The organism is Campylobacter sp. 2014D-0259, assembly GCF_008000505.1.
Classification (GTDB): domain Bacteria; phylum Campylobacterota; class Campylobacteria; order Campylobacterales; family Campylobacteraceae; genus Campylobacter_D; species Campylobacter_D jejuni.
The window spans coordinates 126,072-151,044 of record NZ_VOAQ01000014.1 but is presented as its reverse complement, the minus strand read 5'-3'; the positions used below and the strand labels follow the sequence as shown (position 1 = coordinate 151,044).

Genomic DNA, 24,973 nt, shown 5'->3' with positions numbered 1-24,973 from the left:
CTTTTTTTCAAAAAAGGAAATGAAAGTATAACCAATTAAACTTAAAAGGGGATTAAATAAAGGATTAAATAGTATAAATATTTGTGTAAGTATTTATATAAGTATTTGGTGGGTTGAAAAATGGGGGTTATATTTTAGAGCACTCGTAATTTTTATTTTTTATATTAACAAATTGACTTTTAAGTGTTTTAAAATCTGGAATATAAGCATAACCGCTAAGCGTATCTATAACGATACAAAGAGCATGCTTTTTTGATAACAAACGTATAATGCAATCTGAATTATTCTTTGCTAAAGTTTTTTCATATGCATAATTGGCATTTTTTAATGGAGAATACACTCTGCCCATTTCATCAAATACCAATCTAGTAAATCCCGAACAAGATCCTTTGAATTCAACCTTTTCTATTCCGAATCTTTTCGTAATATTAAATCTTTGTGTAGTTTTTTCATCATCTTTACTAATAACTCCACTTTGACCTGAATTCATTAATTTGTTATGATTGATTACATCAACAGCAATTTCTCTATCTATATTGATTTCAGTTTTGCCTAAATTAGCATTTCCATCGCCATTTTTATCCAAGAAAATAGTATATGTTTGATCATAACCTGTAGCAGCTGATTTTATAAAATAAATCTGCCACTTACTTTTAAACCACTCTCTTTTTGCGATAGCCAACTCATCAACTCTTATGCCTTCTTGCATCATGGCTAAACTTTGGGTATATTGGATATCATTAAGAATTTGTATTGCACCTTCTAATAGATTGTCTTTTTTTAAGTAAAGACTGCCTAAATTAAAAACTATACCTAAAATGAGAATTATAAACACAAATTCCAACAAACTGAAAGCTTTAATCATAGTTTAAAATCTGATATACTTTTTCATATTTTCCAAGTTTTACTTTAACAATTTTTTTGTCCATATCATGCTTATCGGCTTGTTTTAAAGCTTTTAAATAAAACTTATTGCTATTTTTTATTCCATAAAATCGCAATCTTTTTTGCAAACTTGGGGCTGTTGCAAGCTCTAAAACATCTTGTTTTTTTAATTCTAGTGCCAATTCTTTAGCAAAATGATAATTATTGGCAAAATGACGATTTGGATTGTTTATAAAATAATACAATAATTGATTAGCGACGATTAAAAAGTAACAAAATATCAAAAAAATTATAGAACATTCTATAAAGATTTTATACCTTAATCGAAAAACTGGCAATCTCACCCTATAACTTTGCATTAAAGTTTTTATAAGCAAAGGAGTGCAAATAACACAAAAAGGCAAAAAATCATCTAAAAAAAGTTTTTGTCTTAAAGAAAGCAACAAACAAAATACAAATGTTACGCTCATTAAAAACCATAATAAATTTTTATATTTTTGAAAAGTCAAACGATAAATAGTATAAAAAAAGTACACAAAAACCAAAGGAGAAAAACATGCAGCAAAAATTCCTAAGGTATCTAAAAAATAACCTCTTGGACGACCACCTGTATCAAAACCATAAAAACTGATACTCGCTCCAAACAAAACAAGAGATAAGGTAAATAAAATAGCATTTCTTTTATAAATCCCAAAAAAGAAAAAAGTTAAAAATAAAATATTAAAAGATTTATCAACAAATAATACTATAATCAATAATATATAAAAAAGCCATTTTTTTTCATATTCGTAAGCACATAATATAGCAAGGGTTAAAAAAATCACCAAAGATGCGGCATTAACCAGTAAAGCACTTGCAACAGTACCTGGTAATAAAACAAATAACAATAAAGAAAAAAAAGCATCAATTTTAGTTTTAGTATATTTTAAAGCTAGCAAATACAAAAGCAAACAACTTAAAAAATGAAAAAATAAAAAAGGAAGCCTTAAACCAAAATCATTTTGCCCAAAAATAAAAGTTCCAAAATGAGATATATAATAAAGCAAACTATGGGAAAAAATAAGTGATTTACCCTGCTCACCAAAATAAATATCAGCTTCATCAGCACTAATACTCAGTGTTGAAATTCCATAAAGCAAAGCCAACAAATCAAGACTAAGTAAAATGATGATAAGTTTATAATTTTTGATTTTTTCCATAATGAAAATTTTACAAAATTAAACTTAAAATATCAATGCAAATCATATAAATATCAAATATCTTAAAAATTAACATCAAATTGATTTTAGTTTTTATAAGTATAATTTTAAACAAAAAAAGGCAAAAATGCAAACTATTGATCAAATTTTTCAAACACAAATCGATATTAAAAAATCTATTTTCTTATCTTTTCTTTGCCCTTTTAAAGATTTTAAATTTTTAATAGAAACGCTAAAAAAAGAGCATCCAAAAGCTGTTCATTTTGTCTATGCTTATCGTGTTTTAAATGATTTTAATCAAATTGTAGAAGATAAAAGCGATGATGGAGAGCCTAAAGGAACTTCTGGAATGCCAACTTTAAATGTTCTAAGGGGCTATGATCTTATCAATGCGGCTTTAATCACTGTAAGATATTTTGGCGGTATAAAACTTGGTACAGGGGGACTTGTAAGAGCTTATAGCGATGCAGCAAATGCCGTGATTAATAATTCTTCTTTACTTTCATTCGAATTGAAAAAAAATATATCCATTGCTATTGATTTAAAAAATTTAAATCGTTTTGAATATTTTTTAAAAACTTATTCTTTTAATTTCACAAAAGATTTTAAGGATTGCAAAGCTATATTACATATCAAATTAAATGAAAAAGAGGAGCAAGAATTTGAAATTTTTTATAAAAATTTTGCACCTTTTGAAATAGAGAAATTATAAATTCTTGCAAGTAAATACAAAAGCTCCAAAATGGAGCTTTTGATTAAATTGCGTTCAATAAATCATTTAACAAAGTATTATTCTTACTTTGTTCATTTGCACCTTGTTGCACAAGATCATTGTGAACGCTAGCACTTTGAGCTCTCATAGACAACTCACCTTCATTTTGTCTAAAACGATAAGCGTAAACATTTGACATTTGAGCATAATTACTTAAATTTGAATTTGAGTTTTGCGCATTGCTTTGAAAACTATTGCTAGAATTTAAAGCATCTCCGCTTGACTTCTCATCCGCCTTATTTAATATATCCATAAAATCAGATTTTCCAGATGAAGAATAATCTTCAACCTGTTTATCCACCTGTTTATACTGACCACTAATAGCATCGTATTCATACGAGCTGATCGTTCTATAATTTACCTGCATAGTTTTCTCCTTTCAAAATATGCAAAAACTATACAAGCAAAAAGTGTTCCTTTTTTATGCAAAAATTAATGTTTTTCAATCATGATGAGTAGGCAAATGCTCCACATCAAGCTCATTATTAGCTATAAATTCTTCCTTGGCTTTTTTACAGTTTTCATCACGCATTTTGCGGTATTCATTGCGAATCGTGATTTCTTTATCGCTTAAAGGTCTATCTTCTAAAAAACTAATATGAAAATAAGTATCATCGCTCTTTGAATAAGTTTTATAAAAATCTATATAATCAAAATAATCCTTGCCATTATCAAACTCTACGACCTCTTCTATATAAATCGTAGGTCCAAAACCCTTGTGATTTTGCGTATAGTGCCCAAAACCTGCGCTGTATTGAATTCTAAATTTAGCCATCATTTTCTCCTAAAAATTCTTGATAAGTTCCACGAAAATCCGTAAGCTTACCATTTTCTAAATGCCAAATTCTATTAGCAAAAGCAGAAACTAACTCCCTATCGTGGCTGATACAAAGCACTACACCTTTGAAATTATACAAAGCTTCACCCAATGCAATAATACTTTCAAGATCTAAATGGTTATCAGGTTCGTCTAAAAGCAAGAAATTCGGACGCTCTAGCATTAAACGAGAAAGCATTAAACGATGTTTTTCACCCCCACTTAAACTTGCTGCCATTTTTTCTTGATCGCTGCCACTAAAAAGCATTCTACCTAAACACTTGCGGATTTCATCTAGATCTTTAAATTTTTCACTCATAAGCCATTCATAAAGTTTCAAATTTTCACAAATTAAATTACTTGTATCTTGAGGAAAATATCCAAGCTCTATAGTTGCCCCAAGGTGCATAGATCCAGTATCTGGACTTATAGCATGAGCGATGATTTTTGCCAAAGTACTTTTACCCACACCATTTGCCCCAATCAAAGCGATTTTATCATTTTTTTCTATTTTTAACTCCAAGTTTGAAAATAGTTGTTTATCATAAGCCTTGCCTATACCTTTAAATTCTAAAACTTCATTACCTATTTCACGATTGGCTCTAAACACTATACTAGGATCTCTACGACTTGAAATTTTAATCTCTTCAAGCTCTAGTTTTTCAAGTGCCTTAGCACGGCTCGTAGCTTGTTTTGCCTTAGAAGCATTCGCACTAAAACGGCGAATGAAATTTTCTAATTCTTCTCTTTCTTTTAAGGTTTTATCACGTTTAAGCTCAGCTTGTTTTGCCAAAAGCGTTGAAGCCATATACCAATCATCGTAATTTCCCGCAAAATCACGAATTTGTTTAAAATCCACATCCAAAATCCTTGTGCAAATTTTATTTAAAAAATGTCTATCATGAGAGATAACAACCAAAGTTCCTTCATGTCTTAAAAGCTCATTTTCAAGCCAAGAAATCGCCTCTAAATCAAGGTTATTTGTAGGCTCATCTAAAAAAAGCACATCCGCACCCAAAAATAAAACTTGAGCTAGTAAGACTTTAAATTTATCCGCACTTTGCAAGGTGCTCATCAAAGCATCAAAATCTTTAATCTTTAAAGAACTTAAAATTTTTTCACAACGCGTTTCACAATCATAATTTGGATCTTCTTCAGCCGTTATTATCTCAAGCTCACCTAAACGCTCATTGATCTCATCTGTAAATTCCTCGCTCATATAAAGCTTTTCTTTTTCTTTTAAAGCCTCATATAAACGCTTATTTGCACACATCACCGCATCTTTGATGGTGTAGTTTTCAAAAGCAAATTGATCCTGTCCTAAAACTGCGATTTTTAAACCTTCATCAAATACTATTTCACCACTACTTGACTCAATTTCTCCTGAAAGAATTTTTAAAAAAGTCGATTTTCCTGCACCATTAGCACCAATAAGTCCGTATCTTTGTCCTCTAACAAGCTTTAAATTAACATTTTCAAATAAAAGCTGATTTGCAAAACGCATAGTAAGATTTTTTACTTCAACCATGATTTTCCTTAAATTTTTTACTTATAAAAATTTTTAAGAAATTGTAGCGAAAAAGGCTTGAATTTTTAATTTTAAAATTAAATTTTTTGATAGTTAAAAATAAATTCTATAATTTTATTATAATTTTGTTTTTTAATTTTTTTATAGACTAAAAATAAATCTACTCCCCACCAAATAATGCCCAATAATAGAAAAATTCCAAACAACCCAAAAAAAATTTCAGAAATATCCAAGTTAGAATCATTTTCATAGCTAATTCCTAGTATCAAAAATAACACACAAGGAAATAAAGATAATATTATACGCAATATTCCTAATGCATAGTCTTTTATCATAAATCTATCGATTGCCAACCAACCTAAACTTAAAAAACCACATATCATACTCATAATTAGAGGTTTTATAGGATCTTGAAGTCTTAAAAATACCAAATTTGATAAAGCTTCTTTTTTATTTTGTAATTGTTCAAACTTAAGCTTTAAATTGAAAAAATCTTCTTGATTTATTTTATCTTGTATATTTAAAAGAAAAACATTATAGTCCATATCCAGTCTCCTCAAAATTAACTTTTTAAGGCATTTTTGCCTTAAAAAGTTATCTGGTAATTTCTACATATACCATACCATCATCAGTATATCTAGCAAAATACTCGATCCAAGCATCCCATTTGTAAGGGCGAGAATCAATACTTCCATTTGCTTTTACTTGAGCTTTACAATACTGTGTTTTACTTTCCTTATCGGTTAAATCGCTCATAAAACCGCTATAAGTAAATTTCAACTTTTTACGATCAACCTCAGAAAATCTACCAAAATTGTGTTCTAAAATAATCTCAGTTAAAACATTTTGTACATCTTGATCACTACATTTTGGAATACCGCTACTACAAGCACTCAAAAATACTGCCAAAATTCCAACAAACATAAATTTCGCATTAAAACATTTCATTAATTTCCTCCTTTTTTGTTCACCTAAATAATATTTTAGTTTCTCTTCATCTGTACCAAGTTCACCATTTTACTTGTAATCTCTAAAAAAACCTGTGCAATATTTAGAGCAACAGACAAAATATTTAAAAGCAATTTTCTTTATTGCTTAAGAATTCTAAACCTCACTTGCCACAAAAACAAAATTTACTAAAAACTTGATAAAAATATTTTGCAAACTTATTTTTGATTGTTTTTCATAAAAACTCGAAATTATTGTATAATATTTGCAATCTTTTCAAAATTTTGTTTTCTTAATTTTTTACCCACTAAAAACATATCTACAATCCACCAAATCCAATTAACAAGCCACAACAAACCATATATTATCCCTAAAGCACTATATGTAATCATTAAAACACCGCAAATCATAGCTACAATTGTAATTCCCAAGCGTATAAGCCCTAAAACCCAATCTCCTATCATAAAACGACCCACTCCAAAAGCACCAAATAAAAAAGTCCCTACCCAAAATACTAGAGCGGGACTTTTTAGCTTTATCATTGGAAGCTGTGCTACTACTTCTTTTTGTTTATCCTCATTTAAGCGATCAAATTTCTTTTTTAGCATCACGGTAGATGTTGCATCTTTTGGCAATTTATCGCCAATGCTGAAAAGAACCGAATTGAAATCCATAACTACTCCTTGAAAATTAAAAAATATCTCGAATTATTCCATACTATAACTTAATTAATATTGAAATATTAAATATATTTTATATAAAAGATTGAATATTTCAAGTGTTTTTAATAAAGAAATTTTAATGTAAAATTTTTTAAAGGCTAAATTTTTAAGGTAAAAAATGACAAAAAAGAGCAAGCGTGATATGGCATATGAACTAGACATTGATGTTAGCACTTTATATAATTGGAGAAAATATAAACCCAATTTATATCGTATTGTTATGCTTGGCTTTAAATTTGATGAACTTTTAGAAAATAGTAAAAAAACTCATGAAGAATTACTTCATATAGAACAAACTATACAAGATGAGATTGCTAAATTTAAATAAAGTCCACTTTTAAGCTTTTTTCTATACAATTATCACTTTTATTAAAATCAAGGATTTGAAATGTTTTTATTAGATTTTTTAATATCATTGAGTTTTATTTTTGAAATTTCAGCACTTGTGCTATCCTTTTACTTTAAAAATTCAAGAATTTTCTTTTTGACTTTAGTGCTATTAGGAGCTAAGTTGCCTTATTTTTATACAAGTTTTTTTCAAGCTAATTTATTTGTGGCTTTGTTTTTACCTATGATTTTTACTCTATTTTGCCTTGGAAAACATCATGCTTTAATTTTAAGTAAAAAAAATATCGCTTCAATTACAACCCTTATTTTTATAGGCGTTTTAAGCATCATTTTACCTAGAAATACTACTTTTAATAGTGCTGGTTTAGAATTCCATTTTATTACATTAAATTTTTTTAAACCTGTGAGTGAATTAGGATTTTTATTTTTTTTAGTCGGCTTAATACTCATTTTTATCAAAATCTTTAAAACTAAAGAATATTATCTTATTATCGCATTTTTTGCTGCATATTTTCAGTTTTTATTTCAAGAAGGAGCAGGAATAAGGTATTTTGAATTTGCAAGTTTAGTTTTTTGTTTTTATCTTTTAAATCACGCTTATAAATTGGCTTTTTTTGACATCTTAACAAAGCTACCTAATGAAAAAAGCCTTACACGCTTTACAAAGGGAAAAAACAACTATATCATTGCCTTGCTCCATTTTAATGAACTAAAAGACACTAAAGAAAGCTATGCCAAACTCATTTTAAAACAAATTGCAAAAATTTTAAAACGCTTTAGAGCAAAAATTTTTATCGTAGAAAATGATTTTATTTTAATTTTTAATGACAAAAATCAAGCTTTAAATCATCTTGCTTTTTTAGAATCCACCTTGAAAAACACGGAATTTAATTTAGAAAATGAAAATTTTAAACCGGATTTTAAATTGATTTGGCAAGAAAGTGAAGAAAATTTGGATAAAAATTTACAAAGTCTAAGAGCAAGACTCTTAGACTAAAAAATTATTTTTCGTTTGCTTCAACTTCGATATTTAAATTAATATCATCACTTAAAGTAATAGTTGAAGTACTTGTCGCAAATTTAAAATCAGAGCGTTTGATTTTTCCATTTAAAGAAAAGCCTATTTTTTCTTTTCCATCTTTGCCTTTAACTACACCGCCGATTTCAGTATCTAAAACGATATCTTTAGAAACTCCAGCTATAGTTAAAGTTCCTGTCATTTTACCTTTTTCATTATCGATTTTTTCATATTTTTTCATTGTAAAAGTCATATCAGGATATTTTTTTGCTTTGAAAAAATCATCTTGCTGTAAGTGATTATCTCTTGTTTGATTTTCTGTATTTACAGATGCGATTTTTATAGTTGCATCAAGCTTTTTAAATTCAGCACTCGCAGGGTCAAAATCAATCACCGCAGAATAATCTTTGAAATTTCCTTTTACATTGCTAATTTGTAAATGTTTGATTTTAAAACCTACATCTGTATGTGCTTTATCTAAAGTATATTCTTTAGCAAACAAACCTGTACTTAACAAAGACACCGCAACCAATGAACTTAATAAAACTTTTTTCATTTTTTTCCTTTTTTATAGTAATTTTCAATATAAAAATTTTATTAGATAAAACATAACAAATCATTAATAAAAATTAAAAAATTTTACTATTTAAAAATTTTACAAATTCTTCAAATTTAGGCAAATCAAGCTTTATTGCTTCTCTTTGCTGTTTTCCCCACATACACTCTGGAAAAAACGCATCTTCTTTAAATCTTGCCATAACATGAAAATGCACCCTTGGCACATAATTTGCAAAAGAGGCGATATTGATTTTTTCAGGTTTGTAAAATTCTATCATAGCCTTTTCACAAAGTAAAATTTTTTCAAAAAGTTCTTTTTGCAACTCTAAAGGACAATCGCTAAATTCTTTATAAATTTCTTTAGTAAAAATTTTAAGCCAAGGCACTTGAGCCTCCTCTTTCTCTATATAAATCAAATCATTTTCATAAATCATTACATTCCTTTGAAATTGTATTTATGATTATTTTACAAAATTTATCAAATTTTTAAGTCAAAATGCGTTAAAATTCCTAAAATTTAAAAAACAAAAAGGAGGATAAATGCAAATTAGTTCAAGTTATAACTCTTATGATTACTACTCTAGCAAACCTTCTTTTGATAAAACAAATCAATCTGATTCCACTCAAAAAGATGAAAAAAATCTTAGCGAAAATAAAGATGATAAAGAAAAAAATGGCGAACAAACCCAAATGGTTAATGGCGTAGAGCTAAGCCAAAAAGAAGTAGCTCAAGTTCGCGAACTCCAAAGTATCGATAGAAATGTAAAAGCTCATGAAGCTGCACATCAAGCAGCGGGCGGCGGCTTAGCAGGTGCTGCAAGTTTTACTTACACAAGAGGCCCTGATAATCAAATGTATGCTACAGCGGGCGAAGTTCCTATCAGCATGCAAAAAGGAAACACACCAGAAGAAACTATAGCCAATGCAAGACAAATCGCAGCAGCAGCTATGGCTCCTGCTGATCCTAGCCCACAAGACTATAAAGTTGCAGCAAATGCTACAAAAATGGAATTTGAAGCAAGAGCTGAAGCAATGAAACTTAAAGCCGAAGAAGCCAAAGAAAAAGAAGAAGAAAATAAAGAAAAAGATGACAAAAATTCAGAAAATAGCTTAGAAAAAACAGATAAAGATTCAAAAAACAACGATAAAAATTCAAATTTTGATAAAGACTTTAAAAATTTTGTCGCTAGAACTTATCAACAAAACTCGCAAAATAACGACATTAAATTCAATATCGCATCTTAAAATTCTTAGATTTAAATAAAAAATTTACGCCAATCTTCCTTATAAATAAAGCTTTTTTAAAGCTAAACGGACATGTCTAAAAATTTATCTTTTTTATTATCTGCTTTATCTGTATTTGTAGAATTACTTTGCTCTTCTTTTTTGGCTTCTACTTTTTTTGTATCTTCTTGCTGTTCCATAAGCTTTAAAGCATCATATATTTGATGAACTTCCTTAGGCATACATTTATGGAAACGATGACTTGAATTTGCATGTAAAATATTTAACATTTTTTATCCTTTTTATAATTTAAATTTTTGCATTTTCAATACTTTCATCTCTAATTTTAGTAAGTGTCTGCAGGGGATTATTTCCAAAATATCTATTAAAAGAACTTAAAGTAATCATCTTGCATACCACCCTCCAAGAGCAGACTACATTTGCCTTTTTGTATAATTGTAGTTTGAATAAGAATTTATACCATTAATCATTTTTGCTTTCCTTGATATTATATACTATATCGGAAGAAAATTAAAAATTTATAATCTTGAGAGTTTTCAAAAACTCTCAAGTTATTATCAAGCTAAGCTTTTTCCACTTTTATGATATTTTAAAATACCTTCAGCACAGCGATAAGCCAAAGCTCCCACAGTATCAGTTGGATTATATCCACTATTGTGTTGGAAATTTCCTGCTCCTACAACAAAAAGATTATCCGCATCCCAGTGTTGTAAATAAGTATTAACCACACTAGTTTCTCTATCTGCGCCCATGGTTGTTCCACCTGTGTTATGAGTAGATTGATAAGGCACAACGCTATAATCCTTAAGATAAGCACCTTTTTTGATTGATTTTACTCCTTGCATTCTTTTTGCTACCTCAGCTGTTTTATCTGTGATAAATTTATGCAAAGCTCTATCTTGATCGGTGAAATTATAAGTTAAGCGTAAAAGTGGCATACCAAAAGCATCTTTATAAGTTGGATCAAGACTTAAATAATTATTCTTATGAGGCAAAGAAGCACCTTGCCCTCCTACTGTAATAGCTCTTGTGAAATTATAGTTTAATGCTTTTTTAAATTCGGCACCCCAAGTTGGAGCTCCTGCTGGAAGTGGGGCTGATTGTATAGGGCGAGTTCCAAGCTGAACGCTATAAATCATAGCTCCATGAAGGAATTTTTCCTTAGAATGATCAAAATTATCTCCGTTAAAATCATCACTCGTAGTTCCTAAAGCACCTGAACCCATAAAGGTGTTAAATTGCTCATCAAAGAAAGCTGTTGTGCCCATATTCATTTGGTAACAATAATTTCTACCTAAAGTTCCTTTACCTGTTTTTGGATCGTATTGCTCGCCTATGTTGCTTACCATTAAAAGCTTAGCATTGTTAAACATATAACTTGTAAGTACAACTATATCAGCAGGCTGGATATACTCTTTCATCGTTCTAGTATCGACAAATTTTACCCCCGTTACTTTTCCGTCTTTTTTAAGAATTTGCGTTACATTGCTATAAGTGCGTATGGTGTATTTACCTGTGCTCATAGCCTTTGGAATTACTGTGTTTAAAGGACTTGCTTTTGCGCCATACTCACAACCAAAACGCTCACAATACGCACAGTATTGACAAGGAGCTAAATCTTGACCATCAGGGTTTGTATAGCCACCTTTAGAATTTGAAGCTGGCAAACGATAAGTGTGTAAATTTGAACTTTTTGCTGCACTTTCAAATCGTTTAAGCATTTTAGTATTTTCAAGAGGTTCTTGTGGATAAGGACTGGATCTAAAAGCTCCCATTTTTTCCGCTAAAGGATTTGGTTCACCTGATACCCCGCAGGTTTTTTCAAATCTATCATAATAAGGCTCCATATCCTTATAAGTCACGCCCCAATCTTGCAAGGTATAATCATTACCTAATTTATTACCATATCTTTGTTTGCTTAGGGTTTGAATTTCAAAGTCATAAGGCATAAACCTAAAAGTCCAACCATTCCAATGCACCCCTGCACCGCCAACATTATTACCCAATAAAAACGAACCCATTTTACGATAAGGCAAGGCTAAACCACTAGGATCATGGCGAAAAGTCACAGTGTCTTTTGAGCAATCTTGCATCAAACCATAATTAATCCCGTATCTCCACTCATCATGGATAAAATTAAAATTTTCAGTACTTTGCATATGTCCGCGTTCTAAACTAAGTACATTCAAACCTGCTTTAGTAAGCTCTGCAGCCACTATACCTCCAGTCCATCCTGCTCCAACTGTTACCACATCTACTTTTTTTAATACTTCAGCCATTTTAACTCTCCATATCTGCTAAACTCATAGGTTCAATGTTAAAAAATTCATCACTTGCAATTTTATCCACATAGCTCATTTGTGCACCTGGATATTGCATCATTCTCCAACCATTTTTATTATCATTTCCGCCATAAATTGGATCAGCTAAAACTCCAGCTACTGTCATATCTCTTAAAAGTGTGAAAAAATAAGAAGATTTAAAACCTGTAGTTTGAATTTTTCCTTTTTCAAAATCGCTTAAAATTTTATCCTGATCTCCACCTTTAAGCAAAGAAAAAGATTTTTTATAACGCTTTTGAGCATTTTCTTCAAGAGCATGCACACCTTCTAAAAAAATATCTTTGCGTTGCATAGGAGTTTGATAGCCTTGTTCGGCTTTGCCCTCCATGAAAGGCCCTTGCATATATTCTCTATCATTATAACCATAAGCACTAGCTAGCTGATTATCGATAAAATAAGGCACGCCTAAACCTATAGCTCCTTCTCCTTGCTCATCTTTAGGATAAATTCTTTCACAGGCTGCACTTAAGGTATCAAATTCAGTTTGAGTTTGAAAAAACATTCTACCTCTAACTTTATTTGATTTCCCTTGTGAAGCTTGATGCGAATGCGTAAGTTCTGCTGCCTTTAAAACAGCACCGCCACCTATAGTGCTAGCTGCTACTACAGAACCACCTAGAAGCCCTAGTTTAAAAAAGCTTCTGCGATCAATAATATTGTCTTGCATTACTTCTCCTTGATAATAATTTAAACAAGACTATATTAGTCCTATTAATATAAATTTAACTTTAAAAAGCGATAAATTTTGTGTTATTCTTAATTTTATTTAAGTATATCTTTGAAAGTAATGAAAATAGAACTTTTAATAAAGCTCTATATCTTTAGAATTAAGTTCTTTATAAGCTGCGCAAGCTTCTTGATGTTTTTGATCGCAAGCCATTCCAAAATATCTTTTTGCCTTTGTTAGATCTTGTTTTTCTAGTTGATTATAGCGTCCTAGCAAATAACAAGCCTCACCAAAACCTAAAGTGCAAGATTTAGAATAAAAAGCAAGAGCAGATTTTACACTTGCTTTAACAAGTTCTCCTTTATCATATAAAGATCCTAACTGATAACAAGCTCTTGCATTTTTTAAGTCACAAGATCTTTTATAAAAACTTGAGGCCATTTGTCCATCTTTTTCTTTTTCATAAAATAAAGCTATATTATTACAACTTAACGATTCTCCTAAAGTGCAAGCTTTATTAAAAGCCAAAAGAGCTTCATTTTTATAACCTTGATTTTGCAAAAGCAAAGCCATATTAGAACACGCATTTGCTAAACCCAATTTACAAGCTTTATCATAAAATTTATAAGCTTGATTTAAATCCTTACTCACACCCTTAGCACTTTCATGCATAAAAGCTAAAGAAAAACAAGCTTTAGAAATATCTTTTTCACAAAGATTCTTAAAAATTTCATAAGCTTTATCAAATTTATTTGCCTCGTAAAGTTTTAAACCCTCTTCTAATTCACTTAATGCAAATAATGAATTAAAAAATAAAAATAAAGCTAAAAATATTCTCATTAATCTTCCTTTATACTTTCTCTAACATTTAAAATCTGCGCTCTTCTTTTTTGAAGTTCTGCTTTTTTAAGATCTAAAAATTTATTTTTTTCTTGGATTAAATTTTGACTTTGTTCTAAGAAATTTTTTGCAATTTTTGTCAAAATAGGCTTATTAATAAGCAAAGCTTCAAACTCATAAACATTTAATTCATTTAAAACTCTTTCATAAATTTCACTTTTTTTGGGATAAAAAAGTACAAATTCAGAACTATCAAGCTCATAAAGAACACGGCTTTCATTGATTTTACGACTAAAAAATGCAAGGCTTAGTTTCGTAGCATTTTCATAATTTGTAAAAGCTTTAAGATTTAATTTTTCAAAAAATAAATCAAGCTCTAAAATACTTTTAAATAAAAGCTCCTTAAAATCTTTCAAAAAGTACTCATCGCTTGCATTGCAAAAAGCCCTTAATTCGCTAAAATTTTTATCACTTTGGAAAATGTGATCTTTTTGTATGTTTGAAAATTCTGCTTTAAAAAGCAAAATTTCTCTTTCAAGTATGTTTATAAAATCTTTTAATTTCATCTTAATTTCTTCAAAAGATTTATAAAGTTCATTTTTGATTTTTTTAAACTCTTTACTCATCACATCACTATTATAAAACATCGCCAAAAAAGCATCGTCACTTGAAATATAAGGCGCTTTATAATCATATCTTGTATATAAATCTTTCTTTAAAAATCCTTTGCTTTCTTTGTAAAAATAAGCATCTTTTTCCTTAACACTTGCAAAAATTTCACTAGAAATTCTTTCGCTAATGCTTTTAAGCTGTTCTAAAATCTGATGATTTAAAATTTCAATCTCTTTTAAAAAATTTTCATACGCTAAAAGTAAATGCTTTTCATAATTTTGAAATTGATTTAATAAACGATCAAAAATACCTACAAAAAGTTGATTTTCATCTTCTAAAATTTCGCATAAATTTAAAATTTTTCTTTTAACAAATTTTTCTTTTAAAGCTGTTGTATCTAGCTGAGTTAAAAAATCAAGCAAAGATTGAAAATTAGATTTTTCATAGCTTTGCTCATCTTTAGCTTCTTTGCAAGAAATAGCAATAAGCTCATTAAAATATTTTAAAAACACACTTTTTGCATAATTTAAAACATTATCTAGTTCTTCTGTGCTTAATTTATCTTTTTGATTTAATACACAAATGCTATTTTCTCCTAAAAGTTCCAAATTTGCTTTTATGGCATCTTCTTCACTTTTTTTACCTGCATTATCAATCAAACTTAACCAAATCGCCCCATGAATATTTTTAAGCTCATCAAGAGTTGTTAAAGTATCATTTTCATTTGCATTTAAACCTGGAGTATCTACAAGAGTAATTTTTTCAAGTAAAGGAATAGGTGCAAAAATATGCAAACTTTTTGCTTGTTTTACTTCATTTCTTTGATCCGTATAAAAGGCTAATTTTTCTATATTTGTGATAATATCACTTCCATCTTCAAATTCTACTCTTAAAAAATATTCTTTTGCATAGCGTAAAAAAGTAGGTTTAAAAGTAACAGGAACAACACCCGTAGGCAAACAATCACACCCTAATATCAAATTTAGCAAACTTGATTTACCACTTGAAAACTGCCCTATAATAGCGATATTAACATTCTTATCCAAAGAAAACACAAGCTCTTTTAATTCATTTTCTAAAGCATAACTTGCGTGCATAAAAGGCTCGTTAAGTTCCTTACAAAGCTCTTGAATACGCCCTTTAAAACTATCATCAAAACTCACACTATAGGTATTTTCATAGGCTTTTATAAAATCATTTAAAAGATTAATCTGCATTTAAAAGCCCCATTTCAAGTTGTTTTAATTTTTCAATTTTTTCTAAATTTTCTTCAAAAGAATTTAAAATATTAGCATCTTGATTTTTCAGACTCTGTAAAACTTTTTCAAGACTTTCTAATTTTGATTTTTGATTTTTTTCATAATGTTTTAATTTATCATTTAAAAACTCAAAAAATGCTCCATTGATATTTAAAGAGTTTAAAATTTCGCTCATTTTAAATTCTTTAAAAGTATCAAAAATAACCGTATCTAAATTCGTTTCAAGCTCATATAAATCTGATTTTAGATTGCTTAATTTTTCAATTTTCAATCTTAAAAGTGCAAATTTTTCGCTTTGAAAAATACTATCTATATTTTTTGAAATTCCATCTTTAAAACCTTCAAAACCATTGTCAAAATCATCTTTTAAAAAATCATATTTTAAAGATAAATTTGTTTTAAGCTCCTCGATTTTTTTAATATTTTCAAATTTAATTTCTCTTAAAATATCATTAATCCCATCTTTCGTGGTAATATCAACTATATTTAAAATACGAGAAAGATTAAGCTTTTGTGCATTATTTTTCAAATATTTAAACTCATCTATCAAGCGTTCTTTTAATTTTTTAACCAAAAGTAAAACAAGATTATCTATGCCACTATCTATATTTTTAAGTTTTGCAACGGAATTTGAAATTTCATCTTGTGCTTCTTTTAATAAGGTGTTTTGCTTTTGAAGTTCAAGTAAAAGCTTTTGATTTTCTTCACTTACACCTTGTTTATTCTCCTTAATAAGACGATTTTGCATTTCATATTCGCTTAGAATATTTTTAAGCTCTAAATGCAATTCTTTTTTGTAAGCTCTTAAGGCAATCTTACTTTTTTCTCCTGCGTAAAGCTCGTTAAAAAGATAGTTTTCAAATTCTTGCATACCACTTTTTTGCAAACTTTCCTTAGGCGCTAAACTCTTATAAAAATCACTTGCCATTTTAGCACTCACACATAAAAAATCAATCTTTTCCACCAAATTTTCATCTAAATCCACAAGTCTTGATTTTAAGCTTTCTTTGGTATAAACAATGACTTCTTCTAAATCCTTTTTGCTTAACAAATCCGCTTTAGTTAAAACAATTAAAAACTTACTCAGCCTTGAATTTAAAAGACAATGCACCAAAAAGTCTGCATCTTTTTGAGTCAAGCTTTGAGAAGCATTCATTAAATGAATTAAAAAATCACTTTCTCTAAGATACTCATTTGTAACAATTTCTCTTTGAACTACAACATCATCAAGCCCTGGAGTATCAACTATGGAAATATTATTTTTTAAAAAATCTAAATGACTTTTAATTTCTATTTTTTTAATTAAAGCTGAAATTTTATTTTTAGCTGAACTGAAATTTTTAAGCTCGCAAAGTGCGATATTTTGTATTAAAGGTTTATCTTTGATAAAATCCTGTATATTTACACTCTTATCCAGCTTGTCAATAAATTCTTTTAAATCTGCATTAAAGTGCGAACTTTCAAGTATATTTTGCCATTCTTTTTTATCCCAAAAATATATCTTTGCTTCTTCACTCTTACCATAGCTTAATACTGTTAAATTAGCTGTTTCAGGTATGTTTGAAACGCCTAAAAAATCTTCTTTTAAAAGAGCATTTAAAAGGCTTGATTTTCCTGCATTCATCACGCCAGTGATGGCTATATTAAACTCTAAATTTTGAAATTTTTCCAAAGTTTTTTGAAGTCTTGATTTTAAATTTTCATCAAAACTTAGCTTTTGAAGCTCTAAATTAATGGTGTTTAATTCTTTAAAATCATTTTGAAATAAAGCTTTTTGATCTATACTTTGAACTTTTTCTTGTGAAATAAAATCAAATATTTCAGTATTTTTTGAAATTTTTTCTAAAATTTTTAGAGCCTTAAGTAAATCTTGCTTTGGAATAAAACCTGATTTAAAAAGATTTAAAATACAAATTTGAGCATTTTGTATACTAAAAATATCCACTCTTAAATCAATTTTTTTGCAAAGCTCTTGAAATTCTTTTAAGAGAAAATATCTTTCATAATTGTCTTTATTGACACTTAAAATAATCGCACACTCGGCTGTATCAAGTTTGTTTTTATCTTGAAATTTAGCATCAAAATTTAAAAATTGGAGTTCATTTTGCCAAATTTTTTGGAATAATTCTTTCATAATCTTCCCCTTAAAAAGGGGAAAGATTTATTTATTTCTTTGAGCGACAAGTTGTCTTCTCATATAAGCGATTTTACTTTGTAAAGGTAATTCTTTAGGGCAATTATCTTCACAAGCAAGCAACGACATACAACCAAAAACACCATCATCATCGCCTACTAATTCATAAAAATCTTCCACACTTCTATGGTCATGCGGATCTTGTAAATATCTAGCTGTTCTTAAAAGCCCTGTAGCAGCTATGAAATTTGGGCGCATAAGTTTAGTTGCACAAGAAGCTACACAAATTCCACACTCTATACAACGATCAAGTTCAAAAGTTTCATCCGCAACTTCTGGCTCAATGCGTTCTTCAAGTTTAGAAATATCAGTTTCTTTTTCATTATGCACCCAGCTTTCAACACGCTTACACATGTCTTCAAACCACTCGCCTGTATTCACGCTTAAATCTTTAATATGCCTAAATGCAGGCATAGGCATAAGCTCTATCACTCCATCAGGATAATCTTTAGTCAAAGTTTTACAAGCAAGTTTTGGCACTCCATTAATCATCATTGCACAAGATCCGCAAATCCCTGCACGACAAACAAAGTCAAAACTCAGATCTGCATCCATTTTTTCACGGATCAAAGTCAAACATACAAAAACCGTCATAAAAGGAGTTTCTTCAAGCTCATAAGTCACAAAATGTGGTTTAGAAATTTTGCTTAAAGGATTGTATTTAAATGCCTTTATTGTCAATTTTCTACTCATAATCAACTCCTATTCTTTGGTTTGGTGCTTTATATTTAGCTTGCAATTCATAAGGCATTAAAGCGTTTTGAATTTCATAACGACCTTTGCCTTCAGCTTCCATTTTTTCACGGATAGCATCCACTTCAGCTTGGCGTTTTTCACTTAAAGGATTTTCTATAATATTTCCTTTAGCTCCATATCCACGGAATGCTGGTGGAATTTCCATTTTCATAATATCAAGCTCTTCGTATTCTATGCGTGGTAAGGTTTCGCCTTCTACCCAAAAAGTATTGGTTCTTTTCATCCAATTTAAATCATCTCTTTTTGGATAATCTTCCCTATAATGCGCCCCGCGACTTTCTGTTCTTAAAAGCGCTCCATAAGCTACGCAAAGTGCTATTTTTAACATTCTTGGCACTCTATACGCTTCTTCAAGCTCTGGATTTGCACAATCAAGTTCTTTACAATGTACTTTAACGTCTTGAGAATCTTTATAAAGTTTTTCAAGTTCATCTACTGCTTCTTTCAAACCTTCACCTGTTCTAAAGATGGCCACCTTATCCCACATGATTTCTTTCATTCTGTTTTTGATTTCAAAAACATTATGTTTACCTTCTTTATCTACTAAAGATTTTAAATATTGATACTCTTTAGTTAAGAAGTCTTTTACTACATTTGTATCAATTACTTCACCATTATTTTTACAATAATCTGCAAAATAATCTCCCACTATCATACCTGCTACAACAGTTTCAGCACATGAATTTCCACCTAAACGATTAAATCCGTGCATATCCCAGCAAGCTGCTTCCCCACAAGCAAAAAGTCCGTTTAACCATTGACTTTCACCCGTTGGTTTAGTTCTAATTCCACCCATAGAATAATGCTGCATTGGAAGAACTGGTGCCCAACCTTTTGGACCCTCGTCTGCTGGATCAATACCATTAAAAGTTTTACAAATATCTTGCACATCACGAAGATTTTTTTCCACATGAGCACGACCCAATATAGAAATATCAAGCCATAAATGATCCCCATAAGGGCTTTTTACACCTTTGCCTTTACGAATATGTTCCATCATTCTACGACTTACCACATCACGGCTTGCAAGTTCTTTTTTCTCTGGTTCATAATCAGGCATAAAACGATATCCATCCACGTCACGTAAAATTCCGCCATCACCACGACAACCCTCAGTAAGCAAAATACCGCTTGGTACAATAGGAGTTGGATGAAATTGCACTGCTTCCATATTTGAAAGTCTGCAAAGCCCTGTTTCAAGAGCGATGGCTGCACCCGTTCCTTCGCAAATTACCGCATTTGTAGTTTGTTTATAAATTCTACCATAGCCCCCTGTTGCTATCATGGTTCCTCTTGCAATATAAGCAATGAGTTGTCCATTAGTTAAATCTCTAGCAATTACACCTAAGCATTTTTTACCATCATGGATGATTCTTACCGCTTCCATTCTATCGATGATCTTTACTTGGTGCTTAATGGCTTCATTTGCTACACCATAAAGCATACAATGCCCTGTTGCATCTGCGATATAGCAAGTTCTCCATTTTTTAGTTCCACCAAAATCTCTAGCATTAATAAGCCCGTGCGCTTCTTCTTTTTCTTCAATCACAGTTTTTTGTGCATTGATTACAACAGTTCTTGGACCTTTAGTAACTCTAGTCCAAGGCACACCCCAAGCCGCAAGTTCACGCACTGCTTTTGGTGCAGTTTGAGCAAACATTCTTGCTACTTCTTGATCACAGCCCCAATCACTTCCTTTTACTGTATCTGCGAAGTGAAGATCTTCATTATCACCCTCACCTTTTGCCCCATTTGCTAAACTTGCCTGCATACCTCCTTGCACCGCTGCAGAGTGAGAACGCTTCACTGGACAAATACTTAAAAGTGTTACACTTTGGCCACTCTTTGCTACTTCAATAGCCGCTCTAAGACCTGCTAATCCTCCGCCTATTACTAAAGCATCACTATATTGTATATTCATAATTTGCTCCATTGTAGTTTTTTATCATCGCAGTAGTTTGGGTTTGATTTTGGTAGTTTTCATAACCTATTTTTATAAATGCTGCAAGACTTAACACACCTAAAACTAGGAAGAAAATACTGATTATCCATTTAGCAGTTTTAAGCTTTTTGCGACTTTCTTTTACATTTTTTCCTTCAAACCAACCCCATTTAACACAAAGTCTATAAAGCCCTATACTTCCATGAAGTTCAACACAGACTAAAAGAACAGCATAAAAAAGCCACATAAAATGACTTACAACCCTATCTCCTGACATATCGCCGCTGATTTTATCTGCATTGGTTACAATAAAAATAAGATGAGCAGAACCTAAGAAAAACATAATAAAACCTGTAAAAGCTTGAACCCACCATAACGAAGTATCGCTGTGATTCATTTTTTTACTGTGTGTTCTTAGTATTTGATACTGACGGTAATTAATAGGAAATTTTCTCATTGCAAGTAAAGCATGAACGAAAAAAACCACTAAAACACAGGCGGCTAAAAATGAAGTAAGATAACTCATAACAGGATTATCGTAAACAAATTTTAATTCTAAAAAATGCACTACAGAATTAAAAAAATCCTCACTGACTAAAATTGTAGAAACAAAAAGCATATGCACCCACATAAAAAGACCTAAAAAAAGCCCTGAGGCACTTTGGATAAAGTCTAATTTCGCAGGCATTTTACTTTTTTTGCCCTCAATGCTCTTACCCAAATAACCTTCGATAAGCTCACGCATCTTTACTCCTTTGTAAAAAGAAATTAAAAAAATCCATTTCATTATATTACAAAAGTCTTTAAGATAGATTAAATATTTACTTTTTTAAACTTTATACAAATATAAACTAACAAAGCTGTTATAAACATTATAAAACTTAAAATTTGCCCCATACTCATACCCCATAAAACAAAACCTATACCAAAATCAGGCTCGCGATAAAATTCACATATAAATCTTGCTAATGAATAAGCACCAGCATAAACAAGAATCAATTCCCCTTGAAAACTTTGCTTAAATCTTGCTAAATAAACTATAATAAAAACAACAATACCTTCTAAAAATGCTTCATAAAGTTGCGATGGATGGCGCAATACTCCATCAACATAAATTCCCCAAGGCACATTTGTAATGCGACCAAAAAGCTCTTGATTTAAAAAATTTCCTATACGACCAAAAACATAAGCCAATGGAACACTTAAAGCAACCAAATCAAGAAAAATCCAAGGATTTGTTTTATATTTTTTACAAAACAATAAAGTAGCTATCAAAAATCCTATAATTGCTCCATGATAACTCATACCTCGAATACCTACAAATTCACCATTAATATAAGGATTAAAAATTTGCCAAGGATGAGTAATATAATACATAGTATTTGCATCATAAATCAAAATATATCCAAGCCTTGCACCTAAAATAACCCCTATTTCAACCCATATAAAATAACTATCCAAATGTTTTTCATTAATGTCTAGTTGAAATTTTCTTACAAAAAATTTAGCCAAAAGCAAAGCCAAAAGCAAAGCTATAACATACATAATGCCATACCAATGCACCTTTAAACCAAAGATGCTAAAAGCTATAACATTAAAATTTGAATAAATATGCTGCCAAAATTCCATATATCTTTCCTAATTTTCTTTTATAAAAATATAACAAAAAAACTTTAACTTGCTATAATTAACACAAACACATTAAATAAAGGTAAAAAATGAAAAAATATATTTTACTTGCTAGTAGTATGTTAATTTTAGCAGCTTGTGGGGGTACAAGCAGTAATTTTGTCAATGTTTCTATGCCAAATTTTAAACCCCAAGTTCCAACAAAGGTTGAACCTATTGATTCTGGAGTAAGCATTGCTCTTGAGCCTATTAATATAGAACAAAATAACAATTATTCTGATTATTTTGAAAATTCAGTGCTTAAAATTCGCATAGAAAAAGAAATTGATCTTTTAAAACGAAATTTAGAAGAGCAGATCAAAACCATCGCTCAACTAAAAGGCTATAAAATAGTTACTACTAATCCAGACTATACTCTTAAAAGTTCAATCAGTATTTATACGGAAGAAAAAAATGCACAAAAAACAAGCAATTTTATGAGTGGAGATTATGTAAAATCCAATTTAGGTATAAATTTTAAAGGTAAAATAGATTTTATAGATGCACACAATCCACAAAATTCAACCAATCTTTCAAGCAGCACCAAACTAGATTCTTTAGTTGCGCTTAACTATCCTATTAAAAATGATGATGGGGTTGATATGTTTAAAACTACTATCTCCACCGTACCAACTCAACTTAATAAAGGTTTAGAGCAACCTGCTTTTGAAATTGATAAAAGTTTTTTAGCTTTTTATAAAAATACATTAAATACACTTTATAACAATCTTCCAAAAGCAACAGACATAGGCAAAACTATACCTAATACAAACAGTGGTTTTAATAGTTTTGATGGCGATGCTACTTTTGAAGAAAGTCTACCTCAAACAAACTCTAATCAAAATAATACAATTGAAAACACACCTACACAAAATATTCCTACAAATCCATCTTCAACAAATCAAAATAATCAAAGTAAAAATCAAGATGGGGTAGAAATATTTGAATGATAAAACTTGTGAGAAAATTAAACTTTCTCACACAAAAAATAAGATTTTCTTATACAAAAAAATAACTATCATTCTACTTTAAAATCAATGCCTGTTGCATTGCATTTTTTATCATCTCTCTTTTATCTCGTATTTCAAAAAAAAGCTCAAAAGCAAAAACCCCTTGCCATAAAAGCATATCAAGTCCATCTTTAATTTTTAAATGATACTCTTTACACAATCTATAAAAAGGTGTTTCTCTGCCATAAATTACCTCAAAAGCAAATTTAGCTTTAGGTAAAATTCTATCTAAAAGCTCTCTATCACAAGGTAAATTTTCATCTTTTAATCCAGCAGAAGTTGAATTTATAACCAAATCAAAGTCAAAATCTTGCAAGTTTTTATAAAGATAAGTTGGATAAGCTAAAAAATCTTTAAATCTTTCTTTACTACGATTAGCTATATACACTTCTACGCCTTTTTGTTTTAATGCATAAGCAAGCGCCAAAGCTGTACCTCCAGCACCCAAAATCAAAGCTTTTTTTATATTATCAAAATCCTTAATAGCCTCTAAAAAACCTAAAGCATCAGTATTATAAGCGTAAATTTTATCTTCTTTTAAGCATAAAGTATTTGCAGAGCCAATATTTCTAGCAAAATCATCCTTCACATCAGCAATATCTAAAGCTTTTTCCTTAAAAGGCAAAGTAATATTAGCTCCACTAAGTCCTAATTTAAAAAAATCTTCTCTTAAACAGTTAGCATTTCTTAAATGATAGCGTGTATAAATGCTATCAAGCCCTAAGGCATTAATAGCATTATTATGCATTCTAGGCGATTTAGAGTGAGAAATAGGATCGCCTATAACTGCTAAAAATTTCATTTTAAAGTGAAAGAAAAAGCATCTTTTGCAATATCCTTACGGATTTTAGCAAGTTCTGCTGCAATATCTGCCTTTTCAAATGGTCCTATTAAAACCTTGGTAATTTCTTTACCTCCAACTGTAGTTTTATAAAGTTTATAATCATAACCTTTCTGTTTTACAGAAGCAAGTTCTTTTGATTTTTGATCTAAATTACTTACTGAGAAAATTTGCACATAAATGCCCGATGCTAAACCACTTGGATGCACAGGTTTAGCATCAACATTTTTAAATAAATCATTTGCATTTTGTTCTTTTTTAGGGATTTGTTTTGTACTTTCTTTTTCTTTTTTTACAGCTGTTTGTTTTTTTGCTTCTTCTTTAGGTTTTGCAGTTTGTGTTACTTCTTGTTTAGGAGTACTTGCTTGTGGAGTGGTATTTTCTGAAGTAGTTGCTGTGGGTTCTGCTGGAACTTCTTGATCAGGCATAGCAAAATTTGTAGTATCATTGTTATTTGAACTAGAGGTTGTTGTATTTTGAGTTGTATTTTGTTCATCTTGAAATTGTTTTCTTAATGCCTCAAATTGATCTTCTGCTGAAGTATTATCTGTAATTGGCATACTTTCAAAAGAAGTATCATTGTTATTGTCTTGAGTTGCTATAGGTTCACTTGGCAATACACTTTGATTTTGCGTATTTTCATCACCACTACCATTAATAAGCTTCATAACTATCATGATAGCTAAAAACAAAATAACTAAAGCAATAACTCGTAAAAGAATTTTTTTTACTTTTTCACTTTTATTACTTTTTTCTAAAATAATATCATCAAATTCATTTTTTTGATTTTCCATAATTTGTC

The 24,973-nt window shown here is 29.9% G+C and carries 27 protein-coding genes and 1 pseudogene; 5 read left to right on the top strand and 23 right to left on the bottom strand.

What is annotated here, in order from left to right:
• Nucleotides 1-127: 127 nt before the first annotated feature.
• Both SR63_RS03130 and SR63_RS03125 read right to left on the bottom strand, forming a co-directional pair.
• Nucleotides 128-865, bottom strand: a complete 738-nt coding sequence (locus SR63_RS03130; RefSeq protein WP_002877269.1) for a hypothetical protein — start codon at nt 863-865, stop codon at nt 128-130.
• The gene (locus SR63_RS03125; protein WP_002866017.1) at nt 858-2,084 is read right to left on the bottom strand and encodes a membrane protein; all 1,227 of its coding nucleotides are present in this window, start codon (nt 2,082-2,084) and stop codon (nt 858-860) included. Before SR63_RS03125 ends, SR63_RS03130 begins: the two co-directional genes overlap by 8 nt.
• Before the next feature lie 127 nt (nt 2,085-2,211).
• Between SR63_RS03125 and SR63_RS03120 the strand changes: the two genes are divergently transcribed.
• Nucleotides 2,212-2,796 (top strand): IMPACT family protein, encoded by a 585-nt coding sequence (locus SR63_RS03120; RefSeq protein ID WP_002866018.1) that lies wholly within the window; start codon nt 2,212-2,214, stop codon nt 2,794-2,796.
• Nucleotides 2,797-2,839: 43 nt separating this feature from the next.
• Here SR63_RS03120 and SR63_RS03115 read toward each other — a convergent pair whose 3' ends face one another.
• The 6 genes from SR63_RS03115 to SR63_RS03090 form a co-directional block, all read right to left on the bottom strand.
• Nucleotides 2,840-3,223, bottom strand: a complete 384-nt coding sequence (locus SR63_RS03115; RefSeq protein WP_002857569.1) for a hypothetical protein — start codon at nt 3,221-3,223, stop codon at nt 2,840-2,842.
• A gap of 75 nt (nt 3,224-3,298) precedes the next feature.
• On the bottom strand, nt 3,299-3,634 hold the full coding sequence (locus tag SR63_RS03110; RefSeq protein WP_002859498.1) for a hypothetical protein: 336 nt from the start codon (nt 3,632-3,634) through the stop codon (nt 3,299-3,301).
• Nucleotides 3,624-5,201, bottom strand: a complete 1,578-nt coding sequence (locus SR63_RS03105) for an ABC-F family ATP-binding cassette domain-containing protein (protein WP_147498354.1) — start codon at nt 5,199-5,201, stop codon at nt 3,624-3,626. Before SR63_RS03105 ends, SR63_RS03110 begins: the two co-directional genes overlap by 11 nt.
• 77 nt (nt 5,202-5,278) lie before the next feature.
• Nucleotides 5,279-5,746: a hypothetical protein gene (locus SR63_RS03100; protein WP_002866020.1), complete on the bottom strand. Its 468-nt coding sequence runs from the start codon at nt 5,744-5,746 to the stop codon at nt 5,279-5,281.
• A gap of 49 nt (nt 5,747-5,795) precedes the next feature.
• Nucleotides 5,796-6,149 (bottom strand): hypothetical protein, encoded by a 354-nt coding sequence (locus SR63_RS03095; protein WP_002783105.1) that lies wholly within the window; start codon nt 6,147-6,149, stop codon nt 5,796-5,798.
• Nucleotides 6,150-6,400: 251 nt separating this feature from the next.
• The gene (locus SR63_RS03090) at nt 6,401-6,823 is read right to left on the bottom strand and encodes a hypothetical protein (protein ID WP_012006651.1); all 423 of its coding nucleotides are present in this window, start codon (nt 6,821-6,823) and stop codon (nt 6,401-6,403) included.
• A 166-nt stretch (nt 6,824-6,989) separates the two neighbouring features.
• On the opposite strand from SR63_RS03090, the gene SR63_RS03085 reads away from it, so the two are divergent.
• Nucleotides 6,990-7,199: a transcriptional regulator gene (locus SR63_RS03085; RefSeq protein ID WP_002778401.1), complete on the top strand. Its 210-nt coding sequence runs from the start codon at nt 6,990-6,992 to the stop codon at nt 7,197-7,199.
• A gap of 60 nt (nt 7,200-7,259) precedes the next feature.
• Nucleotides 7,260-8,216, top strand: coding sequence for a membrane protein (locus tag SR63_RS03080; protein ID WP_012006650.1), 957 nt, complete (start codon nt 7,260-7,262; stop codon nt 8,214-8,216).
• 4 nt (nt 8,217-8,220) lie between these two features.
• On the opposite strand, the gene SR63_RS03075 is transcribed toward SR63_RS03080, so the two are convergent.
• The gene (locus SR63_RS03075; protein WP_002866323.1) at nt 8,221-8,793 is read right to left on the bottom strand and encodes a YceI family protein; all 573 of its coding nucleotides are present in this window, start codon (nt 8,791-8,793) and stop codon (nt 8,221-8,223) included.
• 73 nt (nt 8,794-8,866) lie between these two features.
• Nucleotides 8,867-9,229, bottom strand: coding sequence for an HIT family protein (locus SR63_RS03070; RefSeq protein WP_002857306.1), 363 nt, complete (start codon nt 9,227-9,229; stop codon nt 8,867-8,869).
• A gap of 106 nt (nt 9,230-9,335) precedes the next feature.
• Between SR63_RS03070 and SR63_RS03065 the strand changes: the two genes are divergently transcribed.
• A complete protein-coding gene (locus tag SR63_RS03065; protein WP_002861166.1) occupies nt 9,336-10,040 on the top strand; it encodes a putative metalloprotease CJM1_0395 family protein in 705 nt (234 codons plus the stop codon).
• Between the two features lie 62 nt (nt 10,041-10,102).
• Here SR63_RS03065 and SR63_RS03060 read toward each other — a convergent pair whose 3' ends face one another.
• The 11 genes and pseudogenes from SR63_RS03060 to lgt form a co-directional block, all read right to left on the bottom strand.
• Nucleotides 10,103-10,309, bottom strand: a complete 207-nt coding sequence (locus SR63_RS03060; RefSeq protein WP_063674916.1) for a hypothetical protein — start codon at nt 10,307-10,309, stop codon at nt 10,103-10,105.
• A gap of 31 nt (nt 10,310-10,340) precedes the next feature.
• A pseudogene (locus tag SR63_RS08620) lies at nt 10,341-10,427 on the bottom strand (hypothetical protein); the annotation flags it as partial.
• Nucleotides 10,428-10,597: 170 nt separating this feature from the next.
• Complete coding sequence (locus SR63_RS03050) at nt 10,598-12,319, bottom strand: GMC family oxidoreductase (protein WP_002865876.1); 1,722 nt, start codon at nt 12,317-12,319, stop codon at nt 10,598-10,600.
• Nucleotide 12,320: 1 nt separating this feature from the next.
• A complete protein-coding gene (locus SR63_RS03045; RefSeq protein WP_002865877.1) occupies nt 12,321-13,049 on the bottom strand; it encodes a gluconate 2-dehydrogenase subunit 3 family protein in 729 nt (242 codons plus the stop codon).
• A 135-nt stretch (nt 13,050-13,184) separates the two neighbouring features.
• Entirely contained in the window at nt 13,185-13,889 is a 705-nt protein-coding gene (locus SR63_RS03040; protein WP_002865878.1) for a tetratricopeptide repeat protein, read from the bottom strand.
• On the bottom strand, nt 13,889-15,718 hold the full coding sequence (locus tag SR63_RS03035) for a dynamin family protein (protein WP_002865879.1): 1,830 nt from the start codon (nt 15,716-15,718) through the stop codon (nt 13,889-13,891). Before SR63_RS03035 ends, SR63_RS03040 begins: the two co-directional genes overlap by 1 nt.
• Nucleotides 15,708-17,894 carry a dynamin family protein gene (locus SR63_RS03030; RefSeq protein WP_012006649.1) on the bottom strand — a complete coding sequence of 729 codons (2,187 nt, stop codon included), beginning with the start codon at nt 17,892-17,894 and terminating at the stop codon, nt 15,708-15,710. The genes SR63_RS03035 and SR63_RS03030 overlap by 11 nt, the downstream gene beginning before the upstream one ends.
• Before the next feature lie 27 nt (nt 17,895-17,921).
• Nucleotides 17,922-18,647 carry a fumarate reductase iron-sulfur subunit gene (locus SR63_RS03025; protein WP_002854302.1) on the bottom strand — a complete coding sequence of 242 codons (726 nt, stop codon included), beginning with the start codon at nt 18,645-18,647 and terminating at the stop codon, nt 17,922-17,924.
• Nucleotides 18,640-20,631, bottom strand: a complete 1,992-nt coding sequence (locus SR63_RS03020; RefSeq protein ID WP_002854193.1) for a fumarate reductase flavoprotein subunit — start codon at nt 20,629-20,631, stop codon at nt 18,640-18,642. The genes SR63_RS03025 and SR63_RS03020 overlap by 8 nt, the downstream gene beginning before the upstream one ends.
• Entirely contained in the window at nt 20,615-21,397 is a 783-nt protein-coding gene (locus SR63_RS03015) for a fumarate reductase cytochrome b subunit (protein ID WP_002854660.1), read from the bottom strand. The genes SR63_RS03020 and SR63_RS03015 overlap by 17 nt, the downstream gene beginning before the upstream one ends.
• Before the next feature lie 68 nt (nt 21,398-21,465).
• The gene (gene lgt, locus SR63_RS03010) at nt 21,466-22,281 is read right to left on the bottom strand and encodes a prolipoprotein diacylglyceryl transferase (RefSeq protein ID WP_002854600.1); all 816 of its coding nucleotides are present in this window, start codon (nt 22,279-22,281) and stop codon (nt 21,466-21,468) included.
• Nucleotides 22,282-22,370: 89 nt separating this feature from the next.
• Between lgt and SR63_RS03005 the strand changes: the two genes are divergently transcribed.
• The gene (locus SR63_RS03005) at nt 22,371-23,270 is read left to right on the top strand and encodes a membrane lipoprotein lipid attachment site-containing protein (RefSeq protein ID WP_147498353.1); all 900 of its coding nucleotides are present in this window, start codon (nt 22,371-22,373) and stop codon (nt 23,268-23,270) included.
• Nucleotides 23,271-23,343: 73 nt separating this feature from the next.
• Here SR63_RS03005 and SR63_RS03000 read toward each other — a convergent pair whose 3' ends face one another.
• Nucleotides 23,344-24,132 (bottom strand): shikimate dehydrogenase, encoded by a 789-nt coding sequence (locus tag SR63_RS03000; protein ID WP_002865881.1) that lies wholly within the window; start codon nt 24,130-24,132, stop codon nt 23,344-23,346.
• The gene (locus SR63_RS02995; protein WP_002854542.1) at nt 24,129-24,965 is read right to left on the bottom strand and encodes an SPOR domain-containing protein; all 837 of its coding nucleotides are present in this window, start codon (nt 24,963-24,965) and stop codon (nt 24,129-24,131) included. Before SR63_RS02995 ends, SR63_RS03000 begins: the two co-directional genes overlap by 4 nt.
• Nucleotides 24,966-24,973 lie beyond the last annotated feature (8 nt).

Excerpts from the sequence above, each read along its gene's own strand:
- SR63_RS03130 (WP_002877269.1), bottom strand. The coding sequence starts at position 865 with ATGATTAAAGCTTTCAGTTTGTTGGAATTTGTGTTTATAATTCTCATT.
- SR63_RS03125 (WP_002866017.1), bottom strand. The coding sequence starts at position 2,084 with ATGGAAAAAATCAAAAATTATAAACTTATCATCATTTTACTTAGTCTT.
- SR63_RS03120 (WP_002866018.1), top strand. The coding sequence starts at position 2,212 with ATGCAAACTATTGATCAAATTTTTCAAACACAAATCGATATTAAAAAA.
- SR63_RS03115 (WP_002857569.1), bottom strand. The coding sequence starts at position 3,223 with ATGCAGGTAAATTATAGAACGATCAGCTCGTATGAATACGATGCTATT.
- SR63_RS03110 (WP_002859498.1), bottom strand. The coding sequence starts at position 3,634 with ATGATGGCTAAATTTAGAATTCAATACAGCGCAGGTTTTGGGCACTAT.
- SR63_RS03105 (WP_147498354.1), bottom strand. The coding sequence starts at position 5,201 with ATGGTTGAAGTAAAAAATCTTACTATGCGTTTTGCAAATCAGCTTTTA.
- SR63_RS03100 (WP_002866020.1), bottom strand. The coding sequence starts at position 5,746 with ATGGACTATAATGTTTTTCTTTTAAATATACAAGATAAAATAAATCAA.
- SR63_RS03095 (WP_002783105.1), bottom strand. The coding sequence starts at position 6,149 with ATGAAATGTTTTAATGCGAAATTTATGTTTGTTGGAATTTTGGCAGTA.
- SR63_RS03090 (WP_012006651.1), bottom strand. The coding sequence starts at position 6,823 with ATGGATTTCAATTCGGTTCTTTTCAGCATTGGCGATAAATTGCCAAAA.
- SR63_RS03085 (WP_002778401.1), top strand. The coding sequence starts at position 6,990 with ATGACAAAAAAGAGCAAGCGTGATATGGCATATGAACTAGACATTGAT.
- SR63_RS03080 (WP_012006650.1), top strand. The coding sequence starts at position 7,260 with ATGTTTTTATTAGATTTTTTAATATCATTGAGTTTTATTTTTGAAATT.
- SR63_RS03075 (WP_002866323.1), bottom strand. The coding sequence starts at position 8,793 with ATGAAAAAAGTTTTATTAAGTTCATTGGTTGCGGTGTCTTTGTTAAGT.
- SR63_RS03070 (WP_002857306.1), bottom strand. The coding sequence starts at position 9,229 with ATGATTTATGAAAATGATTTGATTTATATAGAGAAAGAGGAGGCTCAA.
- SR63_RS03065 (WP_002861166.1), top strand. The coding sequence starts at position 9,336 with ATGCAAATTAGTTCAAGTTATAACTCTTATGATTACTACTCTAGCAAA.
- SR63_RS03060 (WP_063674916.1), bottom strand. The coding sequence starts at position 10,309 with ATGTTAAATATTTTACATGCAAATTCAAGTCATCGTTTCCATAAATGT.
- SR63_RS03050 (WP_002865876.1), bottom strand. The coding sequence starts at position 12,319 with ATGGCTGAAGTATTAAAAAAAGTAGATGTGGTAACAGTTGGAGCAGGA.
- SR63_RS03045 (WP_002865877.1), bottom strand. The coding sequence starts at position 13,049 with ATGCAAGACAATATTATTGATCGCAGAAGCTTTTTTAAACTAGGGCTT.
- SR63_RS03040 (WP_002865878.1), bottom strand. The coding sequence starts at position 13,889 with ATGAGAATATTTTTAGCTTTATTTTTATTTTTTAATTCATTATTTGCA.
- SR63_RS03035 (WP_002865879.1), bottom strand. The coding sequence starts at position 15,718 with ATGCAGATTAATCTTTTAAATGATTTTATAAAAGCCTATGAAAATACC.
- SR63_RS03030 (WP_012006649.1), bottom strand. The coding sequence starts at position 17,894 with ATGAAAGAATTATTCCAAAAAATTTGGCAAAATGAACTCCAATTTTTA.
- SR63_RS03025 (WP_002854302.1), bottom strand. The coding sequence starts at position 18,647 with ATGAGTAGAAAATTGACAATAAAGGCATTTAAATACAATCCTTTAAGC.
- SR63_RS03020 (WP_002854193.1), bottom strand. The coding sequence starts at position 20,631 with ATGAATATACAATATAGTGATGCTTTAGTAATAGGCGGAGGATTAGCA.
- SR63_RS03015 (WP_002854660.1), bottom strand. The coding sequence starts at position 21,397 with ATGCGTGAGCTTATCGAAGGTTATTTGGGTAAGAGCATTGAGGGCAAA.
- lgt (WP_002854600.1), bottom strand. The coding sequence starts at position 22,281 with ATGGAATTTTGGCAGCATATTTATTCAAATTTTAATGTTATAGCTTTT.
- SR63_RS03005 (WP_147498353.1), top strand. The coding sequence starts at position 22,371 with ATGAAAAAATATATTTTACTTGCTAGTAGTATGTTAATTTTAGCAGCT.
- SR63_RS03000 (WP_002865881.1), bottom strand. The coding sequence starts at position 24,132 with ATGAAATTTTTAGCAGTTATAGGCGATCCTATTTCTCACTCTAAATCG.
- SR63_RS02995 (WP_002854542.1), bottom strand. The coding sequence starts at position 24,965 with ATGGAAAATCAAAAAAATGAATTTGATGATATTATTTTAGAAAAAAGT.